This is a genomic window from Faecalibacterium sp. HTF-F (assembly GCF_023347535.1).
Lineage (GTDB): Bacteria > Bacillota > Clostridia > Oscillospirales > Ruminococcaceae > Faecalibacterium > Faecalibacterium wellingii.
This window is the reverse complement of record NZ_CP094473.1, coordinates 1-21,554: the sequence shown is the minus strand read 5'-3', so window position 1 is coordinate 21,554 and position 21,554 is coordinate 1. Positions and strand designations below refer to the sequence as shown.

The following is a 21,554-nucleotide window of genomic DNA, read 5'->3' as shown; positions in this document are numbered from 1 at the left end:
TGTGGCGGATGCTGTACTTCAGCACATCACCTGCTTGGATGGATGCGTTTCTCCGCTTCGTACCGCTGCATTGCGCAGTAACCGCCGGTACGGGGCAGCCGCCCTCTTGCATTGTGGGGCTAAGGTGCCGCAAATATCTGCATCCAAAGCGCAGAAGAATGCTTACTTGTACAGGTCGACCAGACGGGTCAGGTGCTCGTAGCGGTCGTTAGCAACCTGCTGGTTGCGTGCGAACAGCTCCTTAGCACGGTCGGGGAATGCACGAGTCAGGCGGCTGTAACGGGTCTCGTTAGACAGCAGTGCCTGATACTTCTCGTTATCCACAGCCTTGGAGGTCAGGGTGAACGGATTCTTGCCCTGAGCCTTGTTTGCCGGGTTGAAGGTGAACAGGTTCCAGTAACCGGCCTCAACTGCCTTCTTCATCTCGTTCTGGCAGTTGGTCATGCCGCCCTTGACACCGTGCAGCTCGCAGGGAGCGTAGCCGATGATCAGAGACGGGCCGGGGTAAGCCTCAGCCTCAGCGATGGCCTTGACAGCCTGAGCCGGGTTAGCACCCAGTGCGATCTGAGCAACATAGATGTAACCGTAGGTCATAGCGATCTCGGACAGGCTCTTCTTGCTGATCTCCTTACCAGCAGCAGCGAACTGGCAGACTTCACCAATGTTGGAAGCCTTGGATGCCTGTCCACCGGTGTTGGAGTACATCTCAGTATCGAAGACCATCACGTTGACATCTTCGCCGGAAGCCAGAACGTGGTCCAGACCACCGAAGCCGATGTCGTATGCCCAGCCGTCACCACCGAAGATCCAGACGGACTTCTTGGCGATGAACTGCTTGCTCTTCAGGATCTCTGCAGACTTCTCGCAGCCGGCAGCAGCAGCCTTCTCCAGCTCAGCGATCAGGGCCTTTGCGGGCTCGTCGTTGGCCTTGGTGTTGTTCTTGGTCTCCAGGAACTTCTCAAAGGCAGCCTTCAGCTCAGCAGAAGCCTTGTCGGAACCAGCAACCTCTGCGATCTCCTTGATCAGGTTCTCGCGGACGGTCTTCTGGCCGATGTACAGGCCCAGACCATGCTCTGCGTTATCCTCGAACAGGGAGTTGCACCATGCAGGACCATGGCCGCTGTCCTTGTTGACGGTGTACGGAGAGATGGAAGCGGTGCCGCCCCAGATGGAGGAGCAGCCGGTAGCGTTGGAGATGTACATCTTCTCGCCGAACAGCTGAGTGATCAGGCGAGCGTAAGAAGTCTCGGCACAGCCTGCGCAGGAGCCAGAGAACTCCAGCAGCGGCTGGTTGAACTGAGAACCGATGACGGTATCGTCAGCAAACTTGGAAGGCTTCTTGGAGATGTTGGCCACGCAGTAGTCGAACACTGCCTGCTGATCGGCCTGGCTGTCCTGCGGCACCATGGTGATAGCCTTGGTGGGGCAGACGGTGACGCACTCGCCGCAGCCCATGCAGTCCAGAGGAGACACAGCCATGACAAACTTGTACTCGTTTGCGGGCTTGTTGTCGCGGCTCTTGGTCTGTGCAGGAGCAGCTGCCAGCTCGTCGGCGGTCAGCTGGAAGGGACGGATGGTAGCATGAGAGCAGACGAATGCACACTGGTTACAGCCAACGCACTTTGCAGCATCCCACTCGGGGACGTTGACAGCGGTGCCGCGCTTCTCGTATGCAGAAGCGCCCTGCTCCCACTCGCCGTTTGCATTTGCCACGAAGGAAGAGACAGGCAGGCTGTCGCCGTCCATACGGGCAATGGGCTCCATGACATCGCGGATCTGCTTGACCAGTTCCGGACGGCCGGTGAGAGCCTTGGGTGCGGGATCAGCCTCGGGGTTGGACCAGGATGCGGGCACGTCCACCTTGTGGATGGCGTCAACGCCTGCATCGATAGCCTTCCAGTTCATCTCAACGACGTCCTGGCCCTTCTTGCCGTAGCTCTTCTGAGCTGCCTGCTTCATGAAGTTGACGGCATCCTCGATGGGCATGACGTCAGCCAGCTTGAAGAATGCAGACTGCAGGATGGTGTTGGTGCGCTTGCCCATGCCGATCTCGATAGCCTTATCGATAGCATTGATGGTATACAGCTGGATGTTGTTGTCAGCGATATACTTCTTTGCCTCGGCGTTCAGGTGCTGGCCCAGCTCCTCATCGGACCACTGGCAGTTGATCATGAACACGCCGCCGGGCTTGACATCCTGAACCATCTTCATGCCCATGTGGATGTAAGCGGGGTTGTGGCAGGCCACGAAGTCAGCCTGGTTGATGTAGTAGGGGCTGCGGATGGGCTTGTCGCCGAAACGCAGATGGCTGATGGTCACGCCGCCGGTCTTCTTGGAGTCATACTGGAAGTATGCCTGAACATACTTGTCGGTATGGTCGCCGATGATCTTGACGGAGTTCTTGTTAGCACCGACAGTACCGTCGCCGCCCAGACCCCAGAACTTGCACTCCTTGGTGCCAGCAGCTGCGGTGATGGGAGCGGGCTTGACTTCCGGCAGAGACAGGAAGGTGACGTCATCGGTGATACCCAGAGTGAAGCGCTCCTTGGGCTGATCCTTCTCCAGCTCCTTGAACAGAGCAAAGATGGAGGACGGCGGGGTATCCTTGCTGCCCAGACCGTAACGGCCGCCGGTCAGAACGACATCGTTCAGGCCAGCCTCACGCAGGGTAGCGGCAACATCCAGATACAGGGGCTCGCCCAGAGAGCCGGGCTCCTTGGTGCGATCCAGCACAGCCACCTTCTTGGCGGTCTTGGGCAGGACCTTCAGCAGGGAAGCGGAGACCCAGGGACGGTACAGGCGGACCTTGACGATACCGACCTTCTCGCCCTTGGCGTTCAGGTAGTCGATGACCTCATCAGCAACGTCGCAGATGGAGCCCATAGCCACGATCACACGGTCAGCATCGGGTGCGCCGTAGTAGTTGAACAGATCGTAGTTGGTGCCCAGCTTTGCGTTGATCTTGGCCATGTACTTCTCAACAACAGCAGGCAGAGCGTTGTAAACGCTGTTGCATGCCTCACGATGCTGGAAGAACACGTCGCCGTTCTCGTGGGAGCCGCGCATCTTGGGGTTCTCGGGGTTCAGAGCCTTCTTACGGAACTCCTCCACAGCCTCCATGTTGCACATTTCCTTCAGATCGGCGTAATCCCACTTCTCGATCTTCTGGTACTCATGAGAAGTACGGAAGCCATCGAAGAAGTTCAGGAAGGGAACCTTGCCCTCGATGGCGCACAGATGTGCGACAGGGGACAGATCCATGACTTCCTGCACGCTGCTCTCGACCAGCATTGCAAAGCCGGTCTGGCGGCATGCCATGACGTCGCTGTGATCACCGAAGATGTTCAGGGACTGGGTAGCAACGGTACGTGCAGAAACATCGAACACGCAGGGCAGCTGCTCAGCAGCGATCTTGTACATGTTGGGGATCATCAGCAGCAGGCCCTGAGAAGCGGTGAAGGTGGTGGTAACAGCACCTGCACCCAGAGAGCCGTGCACAGCGCCTGCGGCGCCTGCCTCAGATTCCATCTCGACAACCTTGACCTGATTGCCGAAGATGTTCTTCTGGCCGGCTGCGGACCACTGGTCCACAGAGTCAGCCATCGGAGAAGACGGGGTAATGGGGTAGATGGCAGCCACGTCCGTGTAGGCATACGCTACATGGGCGGCAGCGGTATTGCCATCCATAGTTTGCTTTGCTCTAGGCATTTTTCTTCCTCCATTATTCAGAATTTGGTACCTTTTGCGCGGGGCAATATGCCCCACATGGGACCGGAGAACCCCATAAAGGCACTATTGCTTGTATACTATAATAACAAATTCTGCCCGCAAAGTAAACGCAAACCGCCCAACAAACGCACCAAAAATAAAGAAAATTTTTTAGCTGTTTTGTACGTCTTTAGTACGGTAAAGCAAGCGTTGGTGCGGATTTTTGGTTTTAGCCTGCCTGCCTTGCCAGATCCTGTGATTTTTTTCGCAAAAAGGGGGTGGAAACCCTCTCAGTCACGGCTTGCGCCGTGCCAGATTCCCCTTTTTGTCGCTGCGCGACATCTTCCCCCGGCGCGGGGGAAGTCTTTCCTCTCAGGGGGAGCTTTATTTGTGCTGACCGGAAGATACAAAAAGCTCCCCCTTTCGGGGGAGCTGGCGAACGCAGTGAGCCTGAGAGGGTTCACTCTCTCTTATATTTATCATCTCTTTATTGACAACAAACCGCACTTTGCCGTAAACTGAGAGCAGAAAACCGGCGCTGTGCCGGGCAGAGAGGGTAAATACAATGGAAAAGATCACACATTACGAAAAGACACTTACCAGCGAGGTCCTCTTTGAGGGCCGGGTCATCACCCTGACCAAGGACACTGCTCTGCTGGAAAACGGCAAGACCGCCACCCGTGAGGTGGTGCATCACCACGGCGGTGCGTGCATCCTGCCCTATTTTGAGGACGGCACCATCTGCATGGTGCGCCAGTTCCGCTACGCCATGCAGCAGGAGCTGTGGGAGCTGCCCGCCGGCAAGCTGGAAAAGGGCGAGGACCCCTTTGAAGCCGCCAAGCGGGAGCTGGGCGAGGAGTGCGGCCTGACCGCCGACCATTACATCTCTCTGGGCCAGTTCTACCCCACCGTGGGCTACGATACCGAGGTCATCTATACATGGGTCGCCACCGGCCTGCACAAGACCCAGATGCATCTGGATGCGGACGAGTTCCTGACGCCGGACCGCGTGCCGCTGGATAAAGCCTATGAAATGGTCATGAGCGGCGAGATCCGGGACGGCAAGACCATTGCCGGCATCCTGAAGCTCAAGGCACTGATTGCTGAGGGCAGGCTGTGAACATCCTGTACGAGGACGCTTCCATCGTGGTGCTGGACAAGCCCGCGGGCCTTTCCAGTGAGGAGGGCGTTCCCGCAGCGCTGCGGGAGCTGTGGAACGCCCCGGACGCCTTTGTGGGGGTGGTGCACCGGCTGGACACCGGCGTTTCCGGCCTGATGGTGTTTGCCCGCACGCCCGGGGCTGCGGCCGCACTCAGCCGTCAGATCACCCAGAGCCAGAACGCCTACGCTGTGCAGGACGGCCGGGCCGAGGGCAGGGCAGAAGAGCCGCAGTTCATCAAGCAGTACCGCGCCGTCATTGCAGGCGGGCCGGACGAAGCACTGCCCGCCGAAGGCACCCTGCGGGACTGGCTGTTCAAGGACAGCCGCCGGGGCCGGGTGTTCCCGGTCAGCCGCCCCCGCAGGGGCGTGCGGGAAGCCGTTCTGGAATACCGCATCCTGAAAACAGCAGGGGACACGAGCCTTGCGGGCATCACTCTGCACACCGGCCGCACCCATCAGATCCGGGTGCAGTTCGCTGCCCGGAAGCATCCGCTCTCCGGCGACGGCAAGTATGGCAGCCGGATAAAGGGAGACATCGCTCTGCAGAGCTGCGGCCTGCAGTTCCGGCATCCGGATACCGGCAAGCCCCTGCAGTTCAGCCTGCCCCTGCCGGACGCCGCACCGTGGAAAGAGTTTTTAGAATAAGATTGTTGTATACGGTCAGCATCCTAGCCCTCTCCGTCTTTGCTTCGCAAAGCCACCTTGTTCCCCTTCTGGCACTTCGTGCCACCTCCCCCGACCGGGGGAGTCTGTCAAAGGGAGAGGCCTTGGCATAGAGATACAGTCCGCGTGGACTGCCAAAGGCTCTCCCTTTGAGGAAAGACTTCCCCCGCGCCGGGGGAAGATGGCGCGTAAGCGACAAAAGGGGGAATCTGGCAAAGCCGACAGGCTTTGACTGAGAGGGCGAGCCCGCTAAAGGAATACATCATTTTCATTAGGTGAGAGGTATGGAACAATATAGAACCGATGCTGAAATTTACGCCGTGCTGAAGCGGGAGATCATCGATCTGACCATCCGCCCCGGCTCCCTGCTGAGCGAAAACCCGCTGTGCAGCCGCTTTGCGGCCCCCCGCAGCATGATCCGGGTGGTTTTGCAGAAACTGCAGGAAAACGGGCTGGTGAAGATCGTGCCCTATAAGGGCACCACCGTCACCCGGCTGAACCGCCGCATCGTGGACGAGCTGATCTACGAGCGCACCGCCGTGGAGGCCCGCATCCTGCGGGATTTTGCGCCCCAGTGCACCCCCGAACAGCGGGCGCTCATCCGCAGACGGGTGGAGGCCTATGCGGCCCTTGCCGCCACGGAAGAGCCCGATTACAACCGGCTGTACGAGGCCGACCGCACCCTGCACGGGACATGGTTTGCCGCCATGGACAAGATGTATCTGTGGAGCACCCTGCAGAACGCCCACGCCGACTACAGCCGCTTCCGGATGCTGGACACCATCACCAGCGGCGGGCTTGCGGAAGTGATCGCAGATCACCGGAGCCTGCTGGATGCCATTGAGCGGTGCGACCTTGCCGCCTTTGAGCCGCTGGTGGAAAAGCACCTTTACGGCGGCATCCGGCGGCTGGGCTCCAAGCTGACCGAGGAATATGCCGACTACTTTGAGCCGGAAAAGTAATTGTTCTATGTGGAACAATGGTTGAACCCTCTCAGTCTGCTCCCGATGGTCGCAGCCAGCTCTCCCAAAGAGAGAGCTTTTTTGCATCTTCCGGTCAGCACAAATAAAGCTCCCCCCTTCGGGGGAGCTTTATTTGTGCAAAGTGAGATGACTGAGAGGGTTCGGCTCCCTCTTTGAGGGAGCTGTCGAGCGTATGCGAAACTGAAGGAGTTCATGCACAAGCCCGGAGGGTCAGCCTTCCGGGCTTATTGTTATATGATAGCTTTCACAGTACCCCGGAAATAAAGATTTCCAGACCAATGCCAATGAGGATCATGCCGCCCAGAATGGACGCCTTGCCGGAAAGCTTCGTGCCGAACTTTTTGCCGATGCGCAGGCCCGCCATGCAGATGAAGAAGGTGACTACCGCAATGATGAGCGATGCCGCCAGAGCCATCAGCCAGCCGTATTCCGAAATGGTAAAGCCCACCGAGAGCGCATCGATGCTGGTGGCGACGCCCTGCATGAGCAGTGCACCGGCGCTGAGCTCTGCGGCCTCTTCGGCTTCCTCGCCCCGGATGCCATCCACAAGCATCTTGCCGCCGATGTAGCCCAGCAGTGCCAGCGCGATCCACGGGATGAATGTTTCAAAGGAAGAGAACATCTCCACGATGGTGTGCACGCACACCCAGCCGGTCATGGGCATGACCGCCTGAAAAAGGGCAAAGGTGCCCGCGATTCTGCACATGGTCCCCCTGCTCATACGGGGGTCGTGCAGGCCGTTTGCCATCGACACTGAAAACGCATCCATTGCAAGGCCCACGCCCAGCAGGGCGCTGTTGAGGAAAAATACAAAGCTCCATTCCATATTGTCTGCCTCCTGAATCTGACCAGAATATCGGGCAATACAAAACCCGGCCTCGGGCGCACCTGCACGTCCGAAGCCGGGTCAATTTTTATCATCGACTCCATGTGCACGGGCGGCATTCTGCGCGCCAAAAACACATGAGTCTCGCAAATTAAAGCAAGCCAGACCGAAACCACCGGCCATTGTGTTGACTTGCTGCGCCTTCTGCAACCGGCGCTTGCTACTCCCCCACGGGTATTTGTGATCGTTCTGTTATTGTAGCATATCCCGCGCCGGAAGTCCAGACAAACCGTGGAAACCGTTTTTAGAAACAATCGCCTTCAGGTCCTGTTTTTCCAGCGGGTCTCAAAATACCGGTCCTGCGAAAGGATAAAGCACAGGGTATTGCCCAGCGCCTGCGGGGTGACGGCATGCTCCTGCCGCAGTGCCCGGCGGGCGCGGCGCTCATATTCCCGGGCCTGCTGCATCCGGGGCGTTTTCCGCTCCTGCGCCGTCAGGTGGGAGCCCACATCGATGAGCGAGTGCAGCAGCACCCAGTACAGCTCACACAGCGAGCCGGTGACGCCATGGCGGCGGGCACACTCGAACACCGCATAGTTTGCCTCCACCCGGTCGAGATTGCGCAGGGTGACTTTGCTGTTCACGATGCTGCCCGCCACCTTGCGGTAGAGGTACATCGCATCCGGGATGTTGGCGATCTTTTTCGCTTTTTCGTAGGCGTAAGCGATCAGCAGGGTGTCCTCGTTCAGCTTGCCCTCTGCAAAGCGCAGCTGCGCAAAGATGCTGCGGTGGTACAGCTTGTTCCACACCACCATGTAGGGCAGAAGGGTACTGTGCTCCAACGCCTGCTCCGGGGTCAGCACCTCCCGCCGCACATGCAGATACTGCTCCCGGATGGGGGTCAGGGCTTCGTCCACCTGCCGGTAATTGCATACGGCCATCTGCGCACCGGCCTCCTGCGCCGCATGGTAAAGCTTTGCACAGAAGTCCGGCGTGATGGTGTCGTCTGAATCCACAAAGGCGATCCATTCGCCCTCTGCCGCGTCCAGCCCGGCATTGCGTGCCCCACTCAGGCCCCGGTTTTTCTGGTGGATGACCCGGATGCGGCTGTCCTTTGCCGCTGCGGCATCGCACAGGGCAGGGCATTTGTCCGGAGAGCCGTCGTCCACCAAAATCAGCTCAAAATCCGTGAAGGTCTGGGCAAGGATGGAAGCGATGCAGGCGTTCAGAAAACGCTCTGTCTTATATACCGGCACGATGATGCTGATGGTTTTCCTGCTTTCGGGCCGGATCGTGTGCTGTTCTTTCACGGTAACTTCCTCATCATTTCAGGTTCTGCAGTTTTGCCTGCCGTTCTCTGCGCAGTTCCAGATACTTTGCGGGCGATTTTGTGTACCGGATCGTATCCGAGATCCCCCGCAGGGTGATGGCCCGGGCCTGCCACAGCTTATGCCGTGCGTCCCGTTCGTATCCCATGCACTCTTTCATCCGGGGGGTTCTGCGCTCCTCCGGGGTCAGGTGCCACCAGATATCCACAAGGGCGGTCAGCACGGTGCGGTAGGCTTCGCACAGGGTCTCTGCGTTGTGCCGGTACATGCCCAGAAACATCTGGTAGCAAGCTTCCACCCGGTCCAGTGTTTTTACCGAATAGCTGCTGTGCATGATGCTCTCCGGCACCTGCCGGTACTGGTACAGCGACTCCGGGATGCTGGCCATCTTCTGCACCCGCTCATAGATCCGGGGTGCGGTGTAGGTGTCCTCAAACTTTTTGCCCTCCGGCAGGCGCAGGCCGTCGAACAGCTCCCGCCGGAAAAGCTTATTGCACATGGACTGATACATGCCGATGACCAGCCGGTTATAGATCTCCTGCTGCGGGATGACCTCATCGTACTGGGTCGTATCCCAGCCATCATAGACCTTGCCGTTTTCGTCCGTGAACGCAAAGCCGTACAGTACCACGTCCGCACCGGTCTTTTCCGCTGTGCTGTGGGCCTTTTCCAGCGCCTGCGGCAGCAGCATATCGTCCGAATCCACAAAGGCGATCCAGCGGCCCCGGGCAATGTCCAGCCCGGCATTGCGGGCGCCGCTCAGGCCGCGGTTCTTCTGGTGGATGACCCGGATGCGGCTGTCCTTTGCCGCTGCGGCATCGCACAAAGCAGGGCAGCTGTCCGGGGAGCCGTCGTCTACCAGGATCAGCTCAAAGTCTGCAAAGGTCTGGGCAAGGATGGAATCAATGCAGTCATTCAGGTATTTTTCCACCCGGTACACCGGCACGATGACGCTGATCTCAGGACGGTTTCTGACCTTCTGCTCACTCACAACGGTTTCTCCTTACCTGCATTTTTTCGGTTTTGTCTGCCGGATCTTATATTTGCAGCGGTTATACAGCGGCGCATTGACTGCCCGCAGCTCTGCTTCCAGCCAGTTCTGCACCGTGAATGCCCCTGCCTGCCTTACCTCGGCCCCTGCCTTTTTCAGGCAGGCTTCCATCTGCTGTACCTGTGCATCATTTCTTTTTTCCGGCGGCAGCTGCCTGCGTATTTTCCGGGCAAAGTTTTTCATAATGATATACTGCAGATAAGCAGTGTCTTTCTTTCCATGTCTCAAGGCACATTCCAGCAAAGCGTAGTTCGCGTATACTTCATTCAAATTTTTAAAATCGAACTTCGTCCTCACGATCCCCACAGGGTTGAATTTGTAATGATAAAGCGGTTCTCCTACACAGGCAACTTTTGTGACCTGTTCCAGAATCAGCGGTGTCGTAAAGGCATCCTCATAGTTTTTGCCCACCGGAAAACGGAGTGTATCAAAAAGTTCCCGACGATGCAGACGAGTCGTCAGGTGGATAAATGGTGTGAGCCGCATCCGGTGGATGGCCTCGTCCCCGGAGATCACCTCTGTCTGGAGTGCTTTTTCCTGATATCCGCTCAGTGAACCATCCGCCTCAAAATAGAGGATATCTCCAATTGCGATCTCTGCACCAGACTGCACCGCAGCTTGATGCAGCTTCTCATAGTAAGAGGGATCGATGGAATCATCCGAATCCACAAAGCCGATCCAGTTTCCGCGGACAGCATCCAGCCCGGCATTGCGGGCTGAACTCACCCCACCGTTCGGTTTGTGAATGACCCGGATACGGCTGTCCTTTGCTGCCGCCGCATCGCACAGGGCAGGGCAGCCGTCCGGGGAGCCGTCGTCTACCAAGATCAGCTCAAAATCCGTGAAGGTCTGGGCAAGGATGGAGTCGATGCACTCGTTCAGATATCGTTCCACCTTGTACACCGGCACGATGACGCTGATCTCCGGGCGGCTCTCCGCTCTCTTTTCACTCACAACATTCTCTCCTTCACGACTTCTGATCAGGCCCAGCCTTTCAGGTGATAATAAACGGTTTTGTTCCAGAACCACACGGCCGCTTCCAGCTTATTGCGCAGGGTATCTGCCCCGGCCTGCCTGACCTCTGTTTCTGCCTTGCAGATCAGATCGATGGTCTGCTGTACCTTCGGGTCATTCCGGTCTTCCAGGGGAAGGTTTTTCATGATTTTTTTGAAATAGCTTTTCATGATTTTATATTCCAGCAGGGCGGTGTCTTTTTTGCCGTACCGGAGCGCGCATTGGAGTAAACCATAGTTGGCATCGATCTCATCCAGATTTTTCAGGCCGACCTTTTCATGCATGATGCTGCTGGGATGAAGGCGGTAATGGTAAAGCATTTCCTCCACACAGGCAACTGCTGTAGAATTTTCAAAAATGGTCGGCGTCGTGAACGCATCTTCGTAGTTTTTGCCATCCGGAAAATGGATCTTCTCTATCACGTCCCGACGATGCAATCTGGTTGCAGCCTGAACCAGCGGTGTCATACGGATGCGATGTGCTGCTTCGTCAATGGTCAGCACCTCATTTTTGAGCGGCAGGTCCTTGTAGTTGTTCGGGGTGCCATCCGCGTTTGCGTACAGAATGTTGCTGGCTGCAATTTCGGCACCAGACTGCTTTGCCGCACGGTACAGCTTTTCATAGTAAGTCTTATCAATCACATCATCCGAATCCACAAAGCCGATCCAATTTCCCTGCGCAGCTGCCAAACCCGCATTGCGGGCCGTGCTTACACCGCCGTTCGGTTTGTGGATGACCCGGATGCGGCTGTCCTTTGCTGCCGCCGCATCGCACAGGGCAGGGCAGTTATCCGGGGAGCCGTCGTCTACCAAAATCAGCTCAAAGTCCGTGAAGGTCTGGGCAAGGATGGAGTCGATGCACTCGTTCAGATATTTTTCCGCCTTGTACACCGGCACGATGATGCTGATCTCCGGACGCTTTTGTTCTGTCATGTTTCTGTTCCTCTTCTCACATTCGTGTTTTTCCGGCACATACTGCTTCTATTATACATTGTTTTTCCGCCGCTGAAAAGTACAAAAAATCCCCGCAGACAGCACAAAGGCATCTGCGGGGATTTTCAGTCCGGGAAGCCGGCAGATAGTTTCTCCAGCGAATGACCGGGAAGTGGGGCCCCGGCGAGCTTTGCTCGATGGGGCGGAACCGTGGGTTCTGCAACTGCAATGACCGCCGCCAATGGCGGAAACAGGGAGTTGCCGTTGGGGCCGCGGTCAGCGAGACGCAAGCGAATGCGATGCGGCTGCTGGGTACCGCAACCCGTCGCTGTTCGCGGAGAAAGCTATCTGTTGGCCCTCGATTCGTTATTCTTCGCTCTTATCGTCCGCTTCCGGAGTCTCGGCGGCAGAGGCTGCATCGGCGGCCTCCATGGCGGCCAGCTGCTCTGCGGTGGGCTCGGCATCGGCGTCAGAGGTATCGATCTGCTCGGTCTGTGCCTCGTCGTCGTGGTCGGTGCGGGCCAGCACCATCACCTTGTCGTTCTCGCCCAGACGCATTACCCGCACGCCGGAGCCGTAGCGGCTCTGCAGCGGGATCTCGTTGGCATGCAGACGGATGATGATGCCCTCCTGACTGCTCAGCAGCACGTCGTCCACATCATCCACGATCTTGACCGCAGCCACCTTATCCTTGGCGGCGTCGTAGTTGCGGATGCCCTTGCCGCCGCGTGCGGTGATGCGGTAGGTGTCGATATCGGACCGGCGGCCCTTGCCGTTCTCGGTGACGGTGAGCACCGTGCCGCCCTCGCGGCAGATGCACACGCCCACAACTTCATCGCCCTCGGCCAGACGGATGGCGCGCACGCCGTGGCCGCTGCGGCCCATGGGACGTGCATCCTCTTCGTTGAAGCGGATGGCCTGACCGTTGCGGGTGGCAACGATGAGCATATCGTGACCGGTGGTCAGGCGGGTCCATGCCAGTGCATCGCCCTCGTTCAGGGCAATGCCGATCAGGCCGGACTTGCGGATGTTGGCATACTGCTCCAGCGGGGTGCGCTTGATAAGGCCCTGCTTCGTGACCATGGTCACAAAGCCGCCCTCGGTGTCGGCTTCCTTCGACTGGCAGATCATGTTGGTGACCTTTTCGCCCTCAGCCAGCTGCAGCAGGTTGACGATGTTGCTGCCCTTGCTGGTGCGGCTGCCCTCGGCGATGGTGTAGCCCTTGATGCGGAACAGACGGCCCCGGTCAGTGACAAAGAGCACATAGTCGTGGGTGGAACCTACGAACATCTCCTGCACGATGTCCTCTTCCTTGCGGGTCATGCCGGAGATACCACGTCCGCCGCGGCGCTGTGCCTGATAGGTGGCCTTGAGCTGGCGCTTGATATAGCCGGCCTCGGTCAGGGTGTAGACACACTGCTCCTCGGCGATCAGGTCCTCGATATCCACCTCACCGGTGACCGACTGGATCTCGGTGCGGCGCTCGTCGCCGAAGCGCTTCTTCATTTCCAGCAGCTCGTCCTTGACGATGGCAAGCACACGGGCGTCATCGGCCAGAATGGCTTCCCAGTTCTCGATCTTGGCCTGCAGGCTGGCAAGCTCTTCCTCGATCTTCAGGATCTCAAGGCCTGCCAGACGGCCCAGCTGCAGCTTGACGATGGCATCTGCCTGCGGATCGTCAAAGCCGAACTGCTCCATGATGGCAGCCTTGGCCTCGGCCATGCCGCCCTTGCAGGCGCGGATGGTGGCGATCAGCTCGTCCACGATGTCGGTGGCCTTCTTCAGGCCTTCCAGAATGTGGGCGCGCTCCTTGGCCTTTTTCAGGTCGTACTGGGTGCGGCGGCGCACCACCTCGTCCTGAAATTCCACGTACTTCTGAAGCATCTGCTTCAGGGTGAGGACCTTGGGCACCTTGTGGTCGATGGCCAGCATGATGACGCCCACGGTATCCTGCAGCTGGGTATACTGGTACAGCTGGTTCAGGATGACTTGTGCGTTGGCGTCCTTGCGGATGTCCACCACGATGCGCATACCCTTGCGGTTGGTCTCATCGTTCAGGCCGGTGATGCCCTCAATGCGCTTCTCCTTGACAAGGTCGGCCATATTTTCAATGAGCCGTGCCTTGTTGACCATATACGGGATCTCGGTAATGATGATCTGGGTGCGGCCGTTCTTGGTCTCCTCGATGGTGGCGCGGCCCCGCAGGGTGATCTTGCCCCGGCCGGTGGCGTAGGCAGCGCGGATGCCGCTGCGGCCCATGATGATGCCGGCAGTGGGGAAGTCCGGGCCCTTGATGTATTCCATCAGGCCGGGCAGGTCGATGTCCGGGTTATCGATATAGGCGATGCAGCCGTCAATGACCTCGCTCAGATTGTGGGGCGGGATGTTGGTGGCCATGCCGACCGCGATGCCCTGACTGCCGTTGACCAAAAGGTTCGGGAAGCGGCAGGGCAGCACGCTGGGCTCTTTCTTGGTCTCGTCAAAGTTGGGGTCCCAGTCGATGGTGTCCTTCTCGATATCGGTCAGCATCTCCACCGCCATGCGGCTCATGCGGGCCTCGGTGTAACGGTAGGCAGCCGGGGGGTCGCCGTCCACAGAACCAAAGTTACCCTGACCATCCACCAGCGGATAGCGCAGAGAGAAGTCCTGTGCCAGACGGACCATGGCATCGTAGACCGATGCGTCGCCGTGGGGATGGTAAGAGCCCAGCACCGCACCAACGGTGTCGGCGGATTTGCGGTAGGGATGGCTGGGGTCGTTGCCGCGCTCGTGCATGGTGTACAGAATGCGGCGGTGGACGGGTTTCAGGCCGTCGCGCACGTCGGGCAGAGCGCGGGACACGATGACCGACATGGAGTAGTCCAGAAATGCGGTCTCGATCTCCTTTTTGACATCGCGGATGATCTTTTTGGTTCCGCTGCCCGGTATCATCACATAATCTTCTTCCATTGTTTCCTCCGTAGGGTTTGACCCTCTCTTTTGTACAGGAAAGGGATTTTTTCTCGGAAAACAGCCTTGCCCTCTCAGGCGCTTACGCGCCAGCTCCCCCAAAGTGGGAGCCCTTGGCAGTCCACGCAAACGTCATCTCTTTGCCAAGGCCTCTCCCTTTGGGAGAGGTGGATTTGCGAAGCAAAGACGGAGAGGGCGAGCACGCTTACACGTCCAGCTTTGCGTACTGAGCGTTGGTCTCGATAAAGCGGCGGCGGGGCTCCACCTGATCGCCCATCAGGATGGTAAAGGCTTCGTCGGCCTTCTCGGCGTCGTCAATGGTGATCTGCACGATCACGCGGTTATCGGGGTTCATGGTGGTCTCCCACAGCTGTTCGGGGTTCATCTCACCAAGGCCCTTATAGCGGTTCACCTTGGCACCCGGCATCTCCTGCGAAAGCACGGCCATTTCGGCGTCGTTGTAGGCATATTTGATGGTGTTGCCCTTCTGCACCTTGAACAGGGGCGGCTGGGCCACATACACATGGCCCTGCTCGATGAGCGGGCGCATATAGCGGAAGAAGAAGGTGAGCATCAGGGTGCAGATGTGGGAGCCATCCACATCGGCATCGGCCATGATGAACACTTTATCATAGCGCAGCTTGGAGATATCGAACTCGTCCCCAATGCCGCAGCCCAGCGCCAGAACCACCGGCATCAGCTTGTCGTTGCCGTAGATTTTATCGGCGCGGGCCTTTTCCACGTTCAGCATCTTGCCCCACAGCGGCAGGATAGCCTGAATGGCCGAGTCGCGGCCCATCTTGGCGGAACCGCCTGCAGAGTCGCCCTCGACGATGAAAATTTCAGTGCGGCTGGGGTCTTTCTCGCGGCAGTCTGCCAGCTTGCCGGGCATCCGGCTGGTCTCCAGCGCGCTCTTGCGGCGCACCAGCTCGCGGGCTTTTTTGGCAGCGGCGCGGGCACGGGCGGCCTGAGTGGCCTTTTCAAAGATGGCCTTTGCCACGCCGGGGTTCTCCTCAAAGAACTCCATCAGCTTGGAGTAGACCATGTTGGAAACCAGGGTGCGGATCTCGGTATTGCCCAGCTTTGCCTTGGTCTGGCCCTCAAACTCTGCCTCCTGCAGCTTGACCGAGATCACGCAGATCAGGCCCTCGCGGACGTCTGCGCCGGACAGGTTCTCGTCCTTGTCCTTCAGCAGGCCGTGGCTGCGGCCGTAATCGTTGAACACGCGGGTCAGGCTGTTCTTGAAGCCCTCCTCGTGGGTGCCGCCGTCCGGGGTGTTGACGTTGTTGGCAAAGCTCAGCAGCAGCTCATTGTAGCTGGAATTGTACTGCAGTGCGATCTCTGCCATGCCCCGGTCGGTCTGGCCCTTGAGGTAGATCACATTGGGGTGCAGCACGTCCAGCTTGCGCTTTTCGCCCAGATAGGTGACAAAGCTCTTGATGCCGCCCTCGTAGCACATGACCTCGGTACGGTAGCAGGGGTCGCCCTCCTTGCCGTCCTCCAGCACGGGGGTATACATCTCGCGCTCGTCGGTCAGGGTGATCTTGACACCGGCGTTCAGGAAGCTTTCCTCCCGCAGGCGCTTTTCCAGCGTGTCGAAGTCGTACACGGTGGTGTCCTTGAACATCTCCGGGTCCGGCTTGAAGGTGACCCGGGTGCCGGTGACGCCGTCGGCTACGGTGCCGATGCACTTGAGCGGGCCGTCCGGGTCGCCGCGGCGGAAGGTCTGCTCGTACTCCTTGCCGTCGCGGCGCACATCGACGGTGAGCCACTCGGAGCAGGCGTTGACCACCGAAGCACCCACGCCGTGCAGGCCGCCGGCCACCTTGTAGCCGGAGTTCTCGCCGCCGAACTTGCCGCCGGCGTGCAGGATGGTGTAAACGACGGTGACAGCGGGCAGGCCGGTGTCGGCCTGAATGTCCACGGGGATGCCGCGGCCGTTATCCGTGACCTGAATGATGTTGTCCTTGAGGATCTTCACCTCGATGTGGTCGCAGTAGCCCGCCAGCGCTTCATCGATGGCGTTGTCCACGATCTCGTAGACCAGATGATGCAGGCCCCGCTCGCCGGTGGAGCCGATATACATGCCCGGGCGCTTGCGCACCGCTTCCAGACCCTTCAGGACCTGGATCTCGCTGGCATTATACTCATGGTCGGTAGCGGTTTCGGCATTTGTGCTGGTAATGATTTCTTCTGCCATTTCCTTTCTCCCTTTTGTTCGTTTTTGCGTTTGTTTTTTCAAATTATAGCAAAGCGGGAACCGGTACACCAGGGTGTACTTTTTTCTCGCCGTTTTGTTGTGTTTTCACTCGCTGCCCGCAGAGGGCGTTCCGGCTGGCGCGGTGCGGCTTTCCGGGCAGTTCCGGGGCTTTCCCATCCCTCTTTTTCTGTGGATTTTCCGCCCGTTTTCCTCAAATCTTACTCCACCATCTTTTCGGCTCTGCGGCGCATGGCGGCAGGGGACAACTCGGAAAGATAGACCGTATCCACCACCGCGCCGTCCGCCAGCACATAGCTCTGGGGCAGCTCGTCCGAAAGGCTCACCACCGCGCCGTTCTTCTGGGCATAGTTCAGAAACTCCCGGCCCCGGGGAGTGATGGTGGTGGTCTCCAAGTTGAAGATGCCGATGATGTCCCGGTCATTCAGTACGTAGTCGCGCCCCAGATGAATATACATACAGTATTTTCCTCATTCCGGCAGCTCATGCATAAAATGCTGTTTATGCACAGGTTTCGTATGGACTTTTGCAGCATTCGTCCCGGTCAGGCCCGGCTCAGCACACCGCCGTTCATGCGGTACACCTCGCCGTCCGTTTTCAGGAACGCGGTATCATCGCAGCTGGTGACGAAGGTCTGCTTTTCCTTCATGCGGGTCAGCAGATACTGCTTGCGGCCCTCGTCCAGCTCGCTGAGCACATCGTCCAGCAGGAGCACCGGGTGCTCTCCGGTGATCCGGGCAGCGGCAGCCGCTTCGGCCATTTTCAGGCTCAGCACCACGCTGCGCTGCTGTCCCTGACTTGCAAACACCTTTGCGGGCTGGTCGTCCAGCAGCAGCTCAACATCCTCGCGGTGGATGCCGCACAGGCTCTGCCCGGCGCGCAACTCTTCGTTCTGGCGCTGCTTCAAAAGTGCGGACAACCCGCCCGGCTCAAACTGGGCGGCATAGTGCACTGCCATGCGCTCTGCCCCGTGGGAAAGCTCGGCATAGTTGGCGCAAGCCAGCGGGCCAAGCAGGGCCAGATACTCCCGCCGCCGCTTCTGGATGACCTCGCCCTGCGCTGCAAGCTCCACGTTCAGCACCTCCAGCAGGGCACATTTTTCTGCCCACGGACGCTCTGTGCCGCCTGCAGAATGACGCAGAAGCGCGTTTTTCTGCTGCAATGCCCGCACATAGCGGCGGTAGGTGGCAAGGTAGCCGGGGTACAGCTGGCACAGCGCCGCGTCCAGAAACCGCCGCCGTCCTTCCGGCGCTCCTTTGACAAGGCTCAGGTGCCCGGGGTCGAACACCACAGCCGGAAAACTGCCCGCAAGGCCTGCCGCCCGTTTGGATGGTGCACCGTTCACCGATGCATACCGCCCGGGCCGCTGCGCGTCCGGCGTGCCCACCGTGATGCGCACTCTGGCCGGGTCGTCCGGTTCCTGATCCTCCTGCCGGGTGCGCTGGGTGACGGCTTCCAGCACCGCGAATGTTTCCCCGCGGCGCACAAGCTCGGCATCCTTGCCGCCCCGGAAGCTTTTGCCGCCGGTCAGCAGCCAGATGGCCTCCAGCAGGTTCGTTTTGCCCTGGCCATTGTTGCCGCAGATCACGGTCAGCTCCCGGCCCGGCTCCAGCTGCGCCGCCGCAATATTGCGGTAGTTCGCAACTTCCAGTGACAGCAGACGCATTACTGCCCCTGCCCGACTTCCACGGTCTGGCCGTCCAGCTCCACTACGTCACCGGCACGGCACTTTTTGCCGCGCATGGTGCACACCTCGCCGTTCACCTTCACGGCACCGCCCTGCACCAGCTCCTTGGCTTCGCCGCCGGTCTCGCACAGGCCTGCATATTTCAGCAGGGCATCCAGCTTGATAAACTCCGTATGGATGAGAATTTTCTGCATAAATTATCCCTCTTAATCGTTCTTGAAACGCACCGGCAGCACCAGATACAGGAAATCGCTGCCCTCGGCAGGCAGCACCTTTACCGGGCTCAGAGGGCCGCTGATCTCCATGCGGACCTTGTCGGTGCGGGCGTTGCGCAGCGCGTCCAGCAGATAGCGGTTGTTGAAGCCGATCTCCACCTCGTCGCCCTCGCAGTCAGCGTTGAATTCATCCACCACGCGGCCAAGGTTGGTCTGGCAGCGGACGACGACTTTACCCTCTGTAAAGGAGATGCGGAGGGGATTTTTTAAACGCTCTGTAATAATCAGCGAAGCACGCTCGATGGTCTCGATGAACTCCTTGGTGTCGATGGTCACGCGGGTGCGGCTGTCGGCGGGGATCACGTTGCGGTAGTTGAGGAACTCGCCCTCGATCAGGCGGCTCATGATGGTGTAGCCGCCCGCCATAAAGACCACATAGCGGCGGTTGGCGCTGATGTGCACCAGCTCCTCGTCATCGTTGGGCAGCAGGTGGGAGACCTCGGTCATGGTCTTGCTGGGCACGATGATGCGGATGTCCTTCACCGCCGTGACCGGGCGCTCCACGATGGCCAGACGGTAGCCGTCCAGTGCCACCACGGTCAGCTTGTCGGGCAGGATCTCGAACAGCTCACCGGTATGGGCGGGCTTTTTCTCGTCCTGACTGACCGCATATAACGTACGATCGATCATATCTTTCAGCACGCCGGTCTTGATGGTCAGGGTCTCTTCGGCTCCGGTGTTGGGCAGCTCGGGGAAATCGCTGGCCGGCATGGACTGGATCTCAAACTGGACGACGCCGCTCTGGATGGTGGTCTTGCCGTTTTCGGCAGAGGTGATGGCCACCTGACCGGCAGGCATCCGGCTGATCATGCTGCTGAGCAGCTTTGCATTCAGCACCACCTCGCCGGCTTCCTTTACATTGGCTTCGATGGTGGTCACGATGCCCATTTCCAGATCGTAGCCGGTCAGGTTGAGCTGGAAGCCCTCGGCCTTGAGCAGAATGCCTTCCAGAACGGGGATCGCTGAACGCATGGTGACGGCTTTGGACACACCATCGATGGCTGCGCTCAGCAGAACTTTGTCACATACGATGTTCAAACTGAATTCTCTCCTTTGTTTTCCGGGTCCGGATGCTGTTTTGGGTTGGAATGCAGTCTCCGGACCGGTCTATCTTATTGAACTTGTTGTAGTAACCGTAGTAGGGGGTGGGGAACTTGTGGAAAACTTGGAAAAGTCCTGTCGGAATGCGGGGGTTTGGGTTTCCACGGCATTGTGAATGTGTTGTGAATGGATCGTGGAAAGGTGAGAAGGACCCCTTCTTTCCACAGCCCATGTGGAGAACACAGGTTGAATGTTGAAAACTCTGTGGAAAGTGTGGAAAGGTTTGCGTTTTTACCACAAGATATGGGCCGTTTTTCCCCATTTTCTTCCGGTTCTTCCCCATATTTTGGGGTTAGAGGTCAAAATGAGTATGACTTTTACCCCATTTTCCCCGGTCAGGCCTTCACGTTTTTGATGATGTCGCTGACGGTCTCCCGCAGGTGCTGGTCGTTCTTCATGTCCCGCTCCATGGTCTTGAGGGAGTAGACGATGGTGGAATGATCGCGGCCAGAGAACTCGCGGCCGATCTCCTCCATGCTCATGCCGGTGACCTCCCGCAGGATGTAGATGGCCACGCGGCGGGCAGAGGCAACGTTGGCGTTGCGCTTGGTGCCGCGGATGTCGGCAGGGGAGACGTTGAAGGTGCGGGACACCTCGCCGATGATCTTCTCGATGGTGACCGGCACCGGCTGGGTCTCGTTGAGGATGTCCTTGATGGCATTCTGGGCCACGCTGATGACCGGCTGGATGCCCTCCAGCATGTAGTAGGCGTTCAGCTTTTTCACGGCGCCTTCCAGCTGGCGGATGTTGTTCTTCAGGTGGTTGGCGATGAACTCGGCCACATCCTCGGGCAGGTCCAGATGCAGAAGCTCTGCCTTGCGCTTGACGATGGCCACCCGGGTCTCAAAATCCGGCGGCTGCACATCGGCGGTCAGGCCCCACTCAAAGCGGGTGCGCAGACGCTCTTCCAGACTTTTGATCTCCTTGGCCGGGCGGTCGGAGGCAATGACGATCTGCTTGTGGGCGTCGTGCAGGGAGTTGAAGGTGTGGAAAAATTCCTCCTGGGTGGACTCCTTGCCGGCGATGAACTGGATATCGTCCACCAGCAGCAGGTCTGCCACGCGGTACTTCATGCGGAAGTCCTCGGTGCTGCCGGCGCGGATGGCGGCGATCAGCTCATTGGTGAACTGCTCGCAGGTAACATACATGATGACGAAGTCGGGGTGGGTGCGCTTGATCTCGGTCTGGATGGCGGTGAGCAGATGGGTCTTGCCCAGACCGGAGCCGCCGTAGATGAACAGCGGGTTGTAGGCGCCGGAGGGATTGGCCGCCACCGCCTGCGCAGCAGCAAACGCAAACTGGTTGGAGGGGCCTTTGATGAAGTTCTCGAAGGTGAACTCGTAGTTGCCCTGCGGGGAGGCGGGGTTTGCCTCGTACTGCTGGGCCAGCACCACCTCGTGGGGCGGGGTGCTGGGCACCACCAGCGTGATGTCCACGTCAAAGCCCAGCACGGTCTTGAAGGCCTCCTTGAGCAGGCCAAGATAGCGGTCCGTCACGATCTTGCAGATGAAGTCGTTGCGCACCGAAAGGGTGATGTGGCTGGAGTCCTCAAAGCTGATGGGCTCCAACCCGTCGATATAGAGATTATAGGTCGGCTCGGCCATCTGCGTTTTGCAGTACGCCTGCGCGGCCTCTAAAACGTCCTTGAAAGAATCCAT

General features: G+C 58.7%; 17 protein-coding genes. 4 read left to right on the top strand and 13 right to left on the bottom strand.

The genetic code is table 11. From position 1 onward, the window contains the following. Positions 1 to 162: 162 nt before the first annotated feature. Complete coding sequence (gene nifJ, locus MTP37_RS00085) at positions 163 to 3,708, bottom strand: pyruvate:ferredoxin (flavodoxin) oxidoreductase (RefSeq protein WP_249237651.1); 3,546 nt, start codon at positions 3,706 to 3,708, stop codon at positions 163 to 165. Between nifJ and MTP37_RS00080 the strand changes: the two genes are divergently transcribed. From MTP37_RS00080 to MTP37_RS00065, 4 genes are all read left to right on the top strand, one after another. Next, positions 3,661 to 4,230: a hypothetical protein gene (locus MTP37_RS00080; protein WP_249237650.1), complete on the top strand. Its 570-nt coding sequence runs from the start codon at positions 3,661 to 3,663 to the stop codon at positions 4,228 to 4,230. The two genes, nifJ and MTP37_RS00080, sit on opposite strands and share 48 nt — an antisense overlap. A gap of 43 nt (positions 4,231 to 4,273) precedes the next feature. Next, positions 4,274 to 4,828 carry an NUDIX domain-containing protein gene (locus tag MTP37_RS00075; protein WP_249237649.1) on the top strand — a complete coding sequence of 185 codons (555 nt, stop codon included), beginning with the start codon at positions 4,274 to 4,276 and terminating at the stop codon, positions 4,826 to 4,828. After that, complete coding sequence (locus MTP37_RS00070; protein ID WP_249237648.1) at positions 4,825 to 5,514, top strand: RluA family pseudouridine synthase; 690 nt, start codon at positions 4,825 to 4,827, stop codon at positions 5,512 to 5,514. Before MTP37_RS00075 ends, MTP37_RS00070 begins: the two co-directional genes overlap by 4 nt. Positions 5,515 to 5,816: 302 nt before the next feature. Next, positions 5,817 to 6,494 carry a GntR family transcriptional regulator gene (locus MTP37_RS00065; protein ID WP_249237647.1) on the top strand — a complete coding sequence of 226 codons (678 nt, stop codon included), beginning with the start codon at positions 5,817 to 5,819 and terminating at the stop codon, positions 6,492 to 6,494. A 265-nt stretch (positions 6,495 to 6,759) separates the two neighbouring features. On the opposite strand, the gene MTP37_RS00060 is transcribed toward MTP37_RS00065, so the two are convergent. The 12 genes from MTP37_RS00060 to dnaA form a co-directional block, all read right to left on the bottom strand. After that, positions 6,760 to 7,341, bottom strand: coding sequence for a manganese efflux pump MntP (locus MTP37_RS00060; RefSeq protein WP_249237646.1), 582 nt, complete (start codon positions 7,339 to 7,341; stop codon positions 6,760 to 6,762). A gap of 320 nt (positions 7,342 to 7,661) precedes the next feature. Beyond that, positions 7,662 to 8,651 (bottom strand): glycosyltransferase family 2 protein, encoded by a 990-nt coding sequence (locus MTP37_RS00055; protein WP_249237645.1) that lies wholly within the window; start codon positions 8,649 to 8,651, stop codon positions 7,662 to 7,664. A gap of 13 nt (positions 8,652 to 8,664) precedes the next feature. Next, complete coding sequence (locus MTP37_RS00050; RefSeq protein ID WP_249237644.1) at positions 8,665 to 9,660, bottom strand: glycosyltransferase family 2 protein; 996 nt, start codon at positions 9,658 to 9,660, stop codon at positions 8,665 to 8,667. A 12-nt stretch (positions 9,661 to 9,672) separates the two neighbouring features. Then, entirely contained in the window at positions 9,673 to 10,674 is a 1,002-nt protein-coding gene (locus tag MTP37_RS00045) for a glycosyltransferase family 2 protein (protein ID WP_249237643.1), read from the bottom strand. A gap of 26 nt (positions 10,675 to 10,700) precedes the next feature. Next, on the bottom strand, positions 10,701 to 11,666 hold the full coding sequence (locus tag MTP37_RS00040) for a glycosyltransferase family 2 protein (protein ID WP_249237642.1): 966 nt from the start codon (positions 11,664 to 11,666) through the stop codon (positions 10,701 to 10,703). A 366-nt stretch (positions 11,667 to 12,032) separates the two neighbouring features. Then, entirely contained in the window at positions 12,033 to 14,615 is a 2,583-nt protein-coding gene (gyrA, locus tag MTP37_RS00035) for a DNA gyrase subunit A (protein WP_249237641.1), read from the bottom strand. 205 nt (positions 14,616 to 14,820) lie between these two features. After that, a complete protein-coding gene (gyrB, locus tag MTP37_RS00030) occupies positions 14,821 to 16,815 on the bottom strand; it encodes a DNA topoisomerase (ATP-hydrolyzing) subunit B (RefSeq protein ID WP_249237640.1) in 1,995 nt (664 codons plus the stop codon). 218 nt (positions 16,816 to 17,033) lie between these two features. Further along, on the bottom strand, positions 17,034 to 17,291 hold the full coding sequence (remB, locus tag MTP37_RS00025) for an extracellular matrix regulator RemB (RefSeq protein WP_249237639.1): 258 nt from the start codon (positions 17,289 to 17,291) through the stop codon (positions 17,034 to 17,036). Positions 17,292 to 17,377: 86 nt separating this feature from the next. Then, positions 17,378 to 18,499 carry a DNA replication/repair protein RecF gene (recF, locus tag MTP37_RS00020; protein WP_249237638.1) on the bottom strand — a complete coding sequence of 374 codons (1,122 nt, stop codon included), beginning with the start codon at positions 18,497 to 18,499 and terminating at the stop codon, positions 17,378 to 17,380. Continuing rightward, entirely contained in the window at positions 18,499 to 18,714 is a 216-nt protein-coding gene (locus MTP37_RS00015) for an RNA-binding S4 domain-containing protein (RefSeq protein ID WP_005929126.1), read from the bottom strand. Before MTP37_RS00015 ends, recF begins: the two co-directional genes overlap by 1 nt. 12 nt (positions 18,715 to 18,726) lie before the next feature. After that, positions 18,727 to 19,833, bottom strand: coding sequence for a DNA polymerase III subunit beta (gene dnaN, locus MTP37_RS00010; RefSeq protein ID WP_249237637.1), 1,107 nt, complete (start codon positions 19,831 to 19,833; stop codon positions 18,727 to 18,729). Between the two features lie 398 nt (positions 19,834 to 20,231). Further along, positions 20,232 to 21,554: a chromosomal replication initiator protein DnaA gene (dnaA, locus tag MTP37_RS00005; protein ID WP_005937115.1), complete on the bottom strand. Its 1,323-nt coding sequence runs from the start codon at positions 21,552 to 21,554 to the stop codon at positions 20,232 to 20,234.

Bases quoted from the DNA above. Each gene is read 5' to 3' on its own strand.
- MTP37_RS00040 (WP_249237642.1), bottom strand. From the start codon at position 11,666: ATGACAGAACAAAAGCGTCCGGAGATCAGCATCATCGTGCCGGTGTAC.
- remB (WP_249237639.1), bottom strand. From the start codon at position 17,291: ATGTATATTCATCTGGGGCGCGACTACGTACTGAATGACCGGGACATC.
- MTP37_RS00080 (WP_249237650.1), top strand. From the start codon at position 3,661: ATGGGCGGCAGCGGTATTGCCATCCATAGTTTGCTTTGCTCTAGGCAT.
- recF (WP_249237638.1), bottom strand. From the start codon at position 18,499: ATGCGTCTGCTGTCACTGGAAGTTGCGAACTACCGCAATATTGCGGCG.
- gyrB (WP_249237640.1), bottom strand. From the start codon at position 16,815: ATGGCAGAAGAAATCATTACCAGCACAAATGCCGAAACCGCTACCGAC.
- gyrA (WP_249237641.1), bottom strand. From the start codon at position 14,615: ATGGAAGAAGATTATGTGATGATACCGGGCAGCGGAACCAAAAAGATC.
- dnaA (WP_005937115.1), bottom strand. From the start codon at position 21,554: ATGGATTCTTTCAAGGACGTTTTAGAGGCCGCGCAGGCGTACTGCAAA.
- MTP37_RS00075 (WP_249237649.1), top strand. From the start codon at position 4,274: ATGGAAAAGATCACACATTACGAAAAGACACTTACCAGCGAGGTCCTC.
- MTP37_RS00015 (WP_005929126.1), bottom strand. From the start codon at position 18,714: ATGCAGAAAATTCTCATCCATACGGAGTTTATCAAGCTGGATGCCCTG.
- MTP37_RS00060 (WP_249237646.1), bottom strand. From the start codon at position 7,341: ATGGAATGGAGCTTTGTATTTTTCCTCAACAGCGCCCTGCTGGGCGTG.
- nifJ (WP_249237651.1), bottom strand. From the start codon at position 3,708: ATGCCTAGAGCAAAGCAAACTATGGATGGCAATACCGCTGCCGCCCAT.
- MTP37_RS00065 (WP_249237647.1), top strand. From the start codon at position 5,817: ATGGAACAATATAGAACCGATGCTGAAATTTACGCCGTGCTGAAGCGG.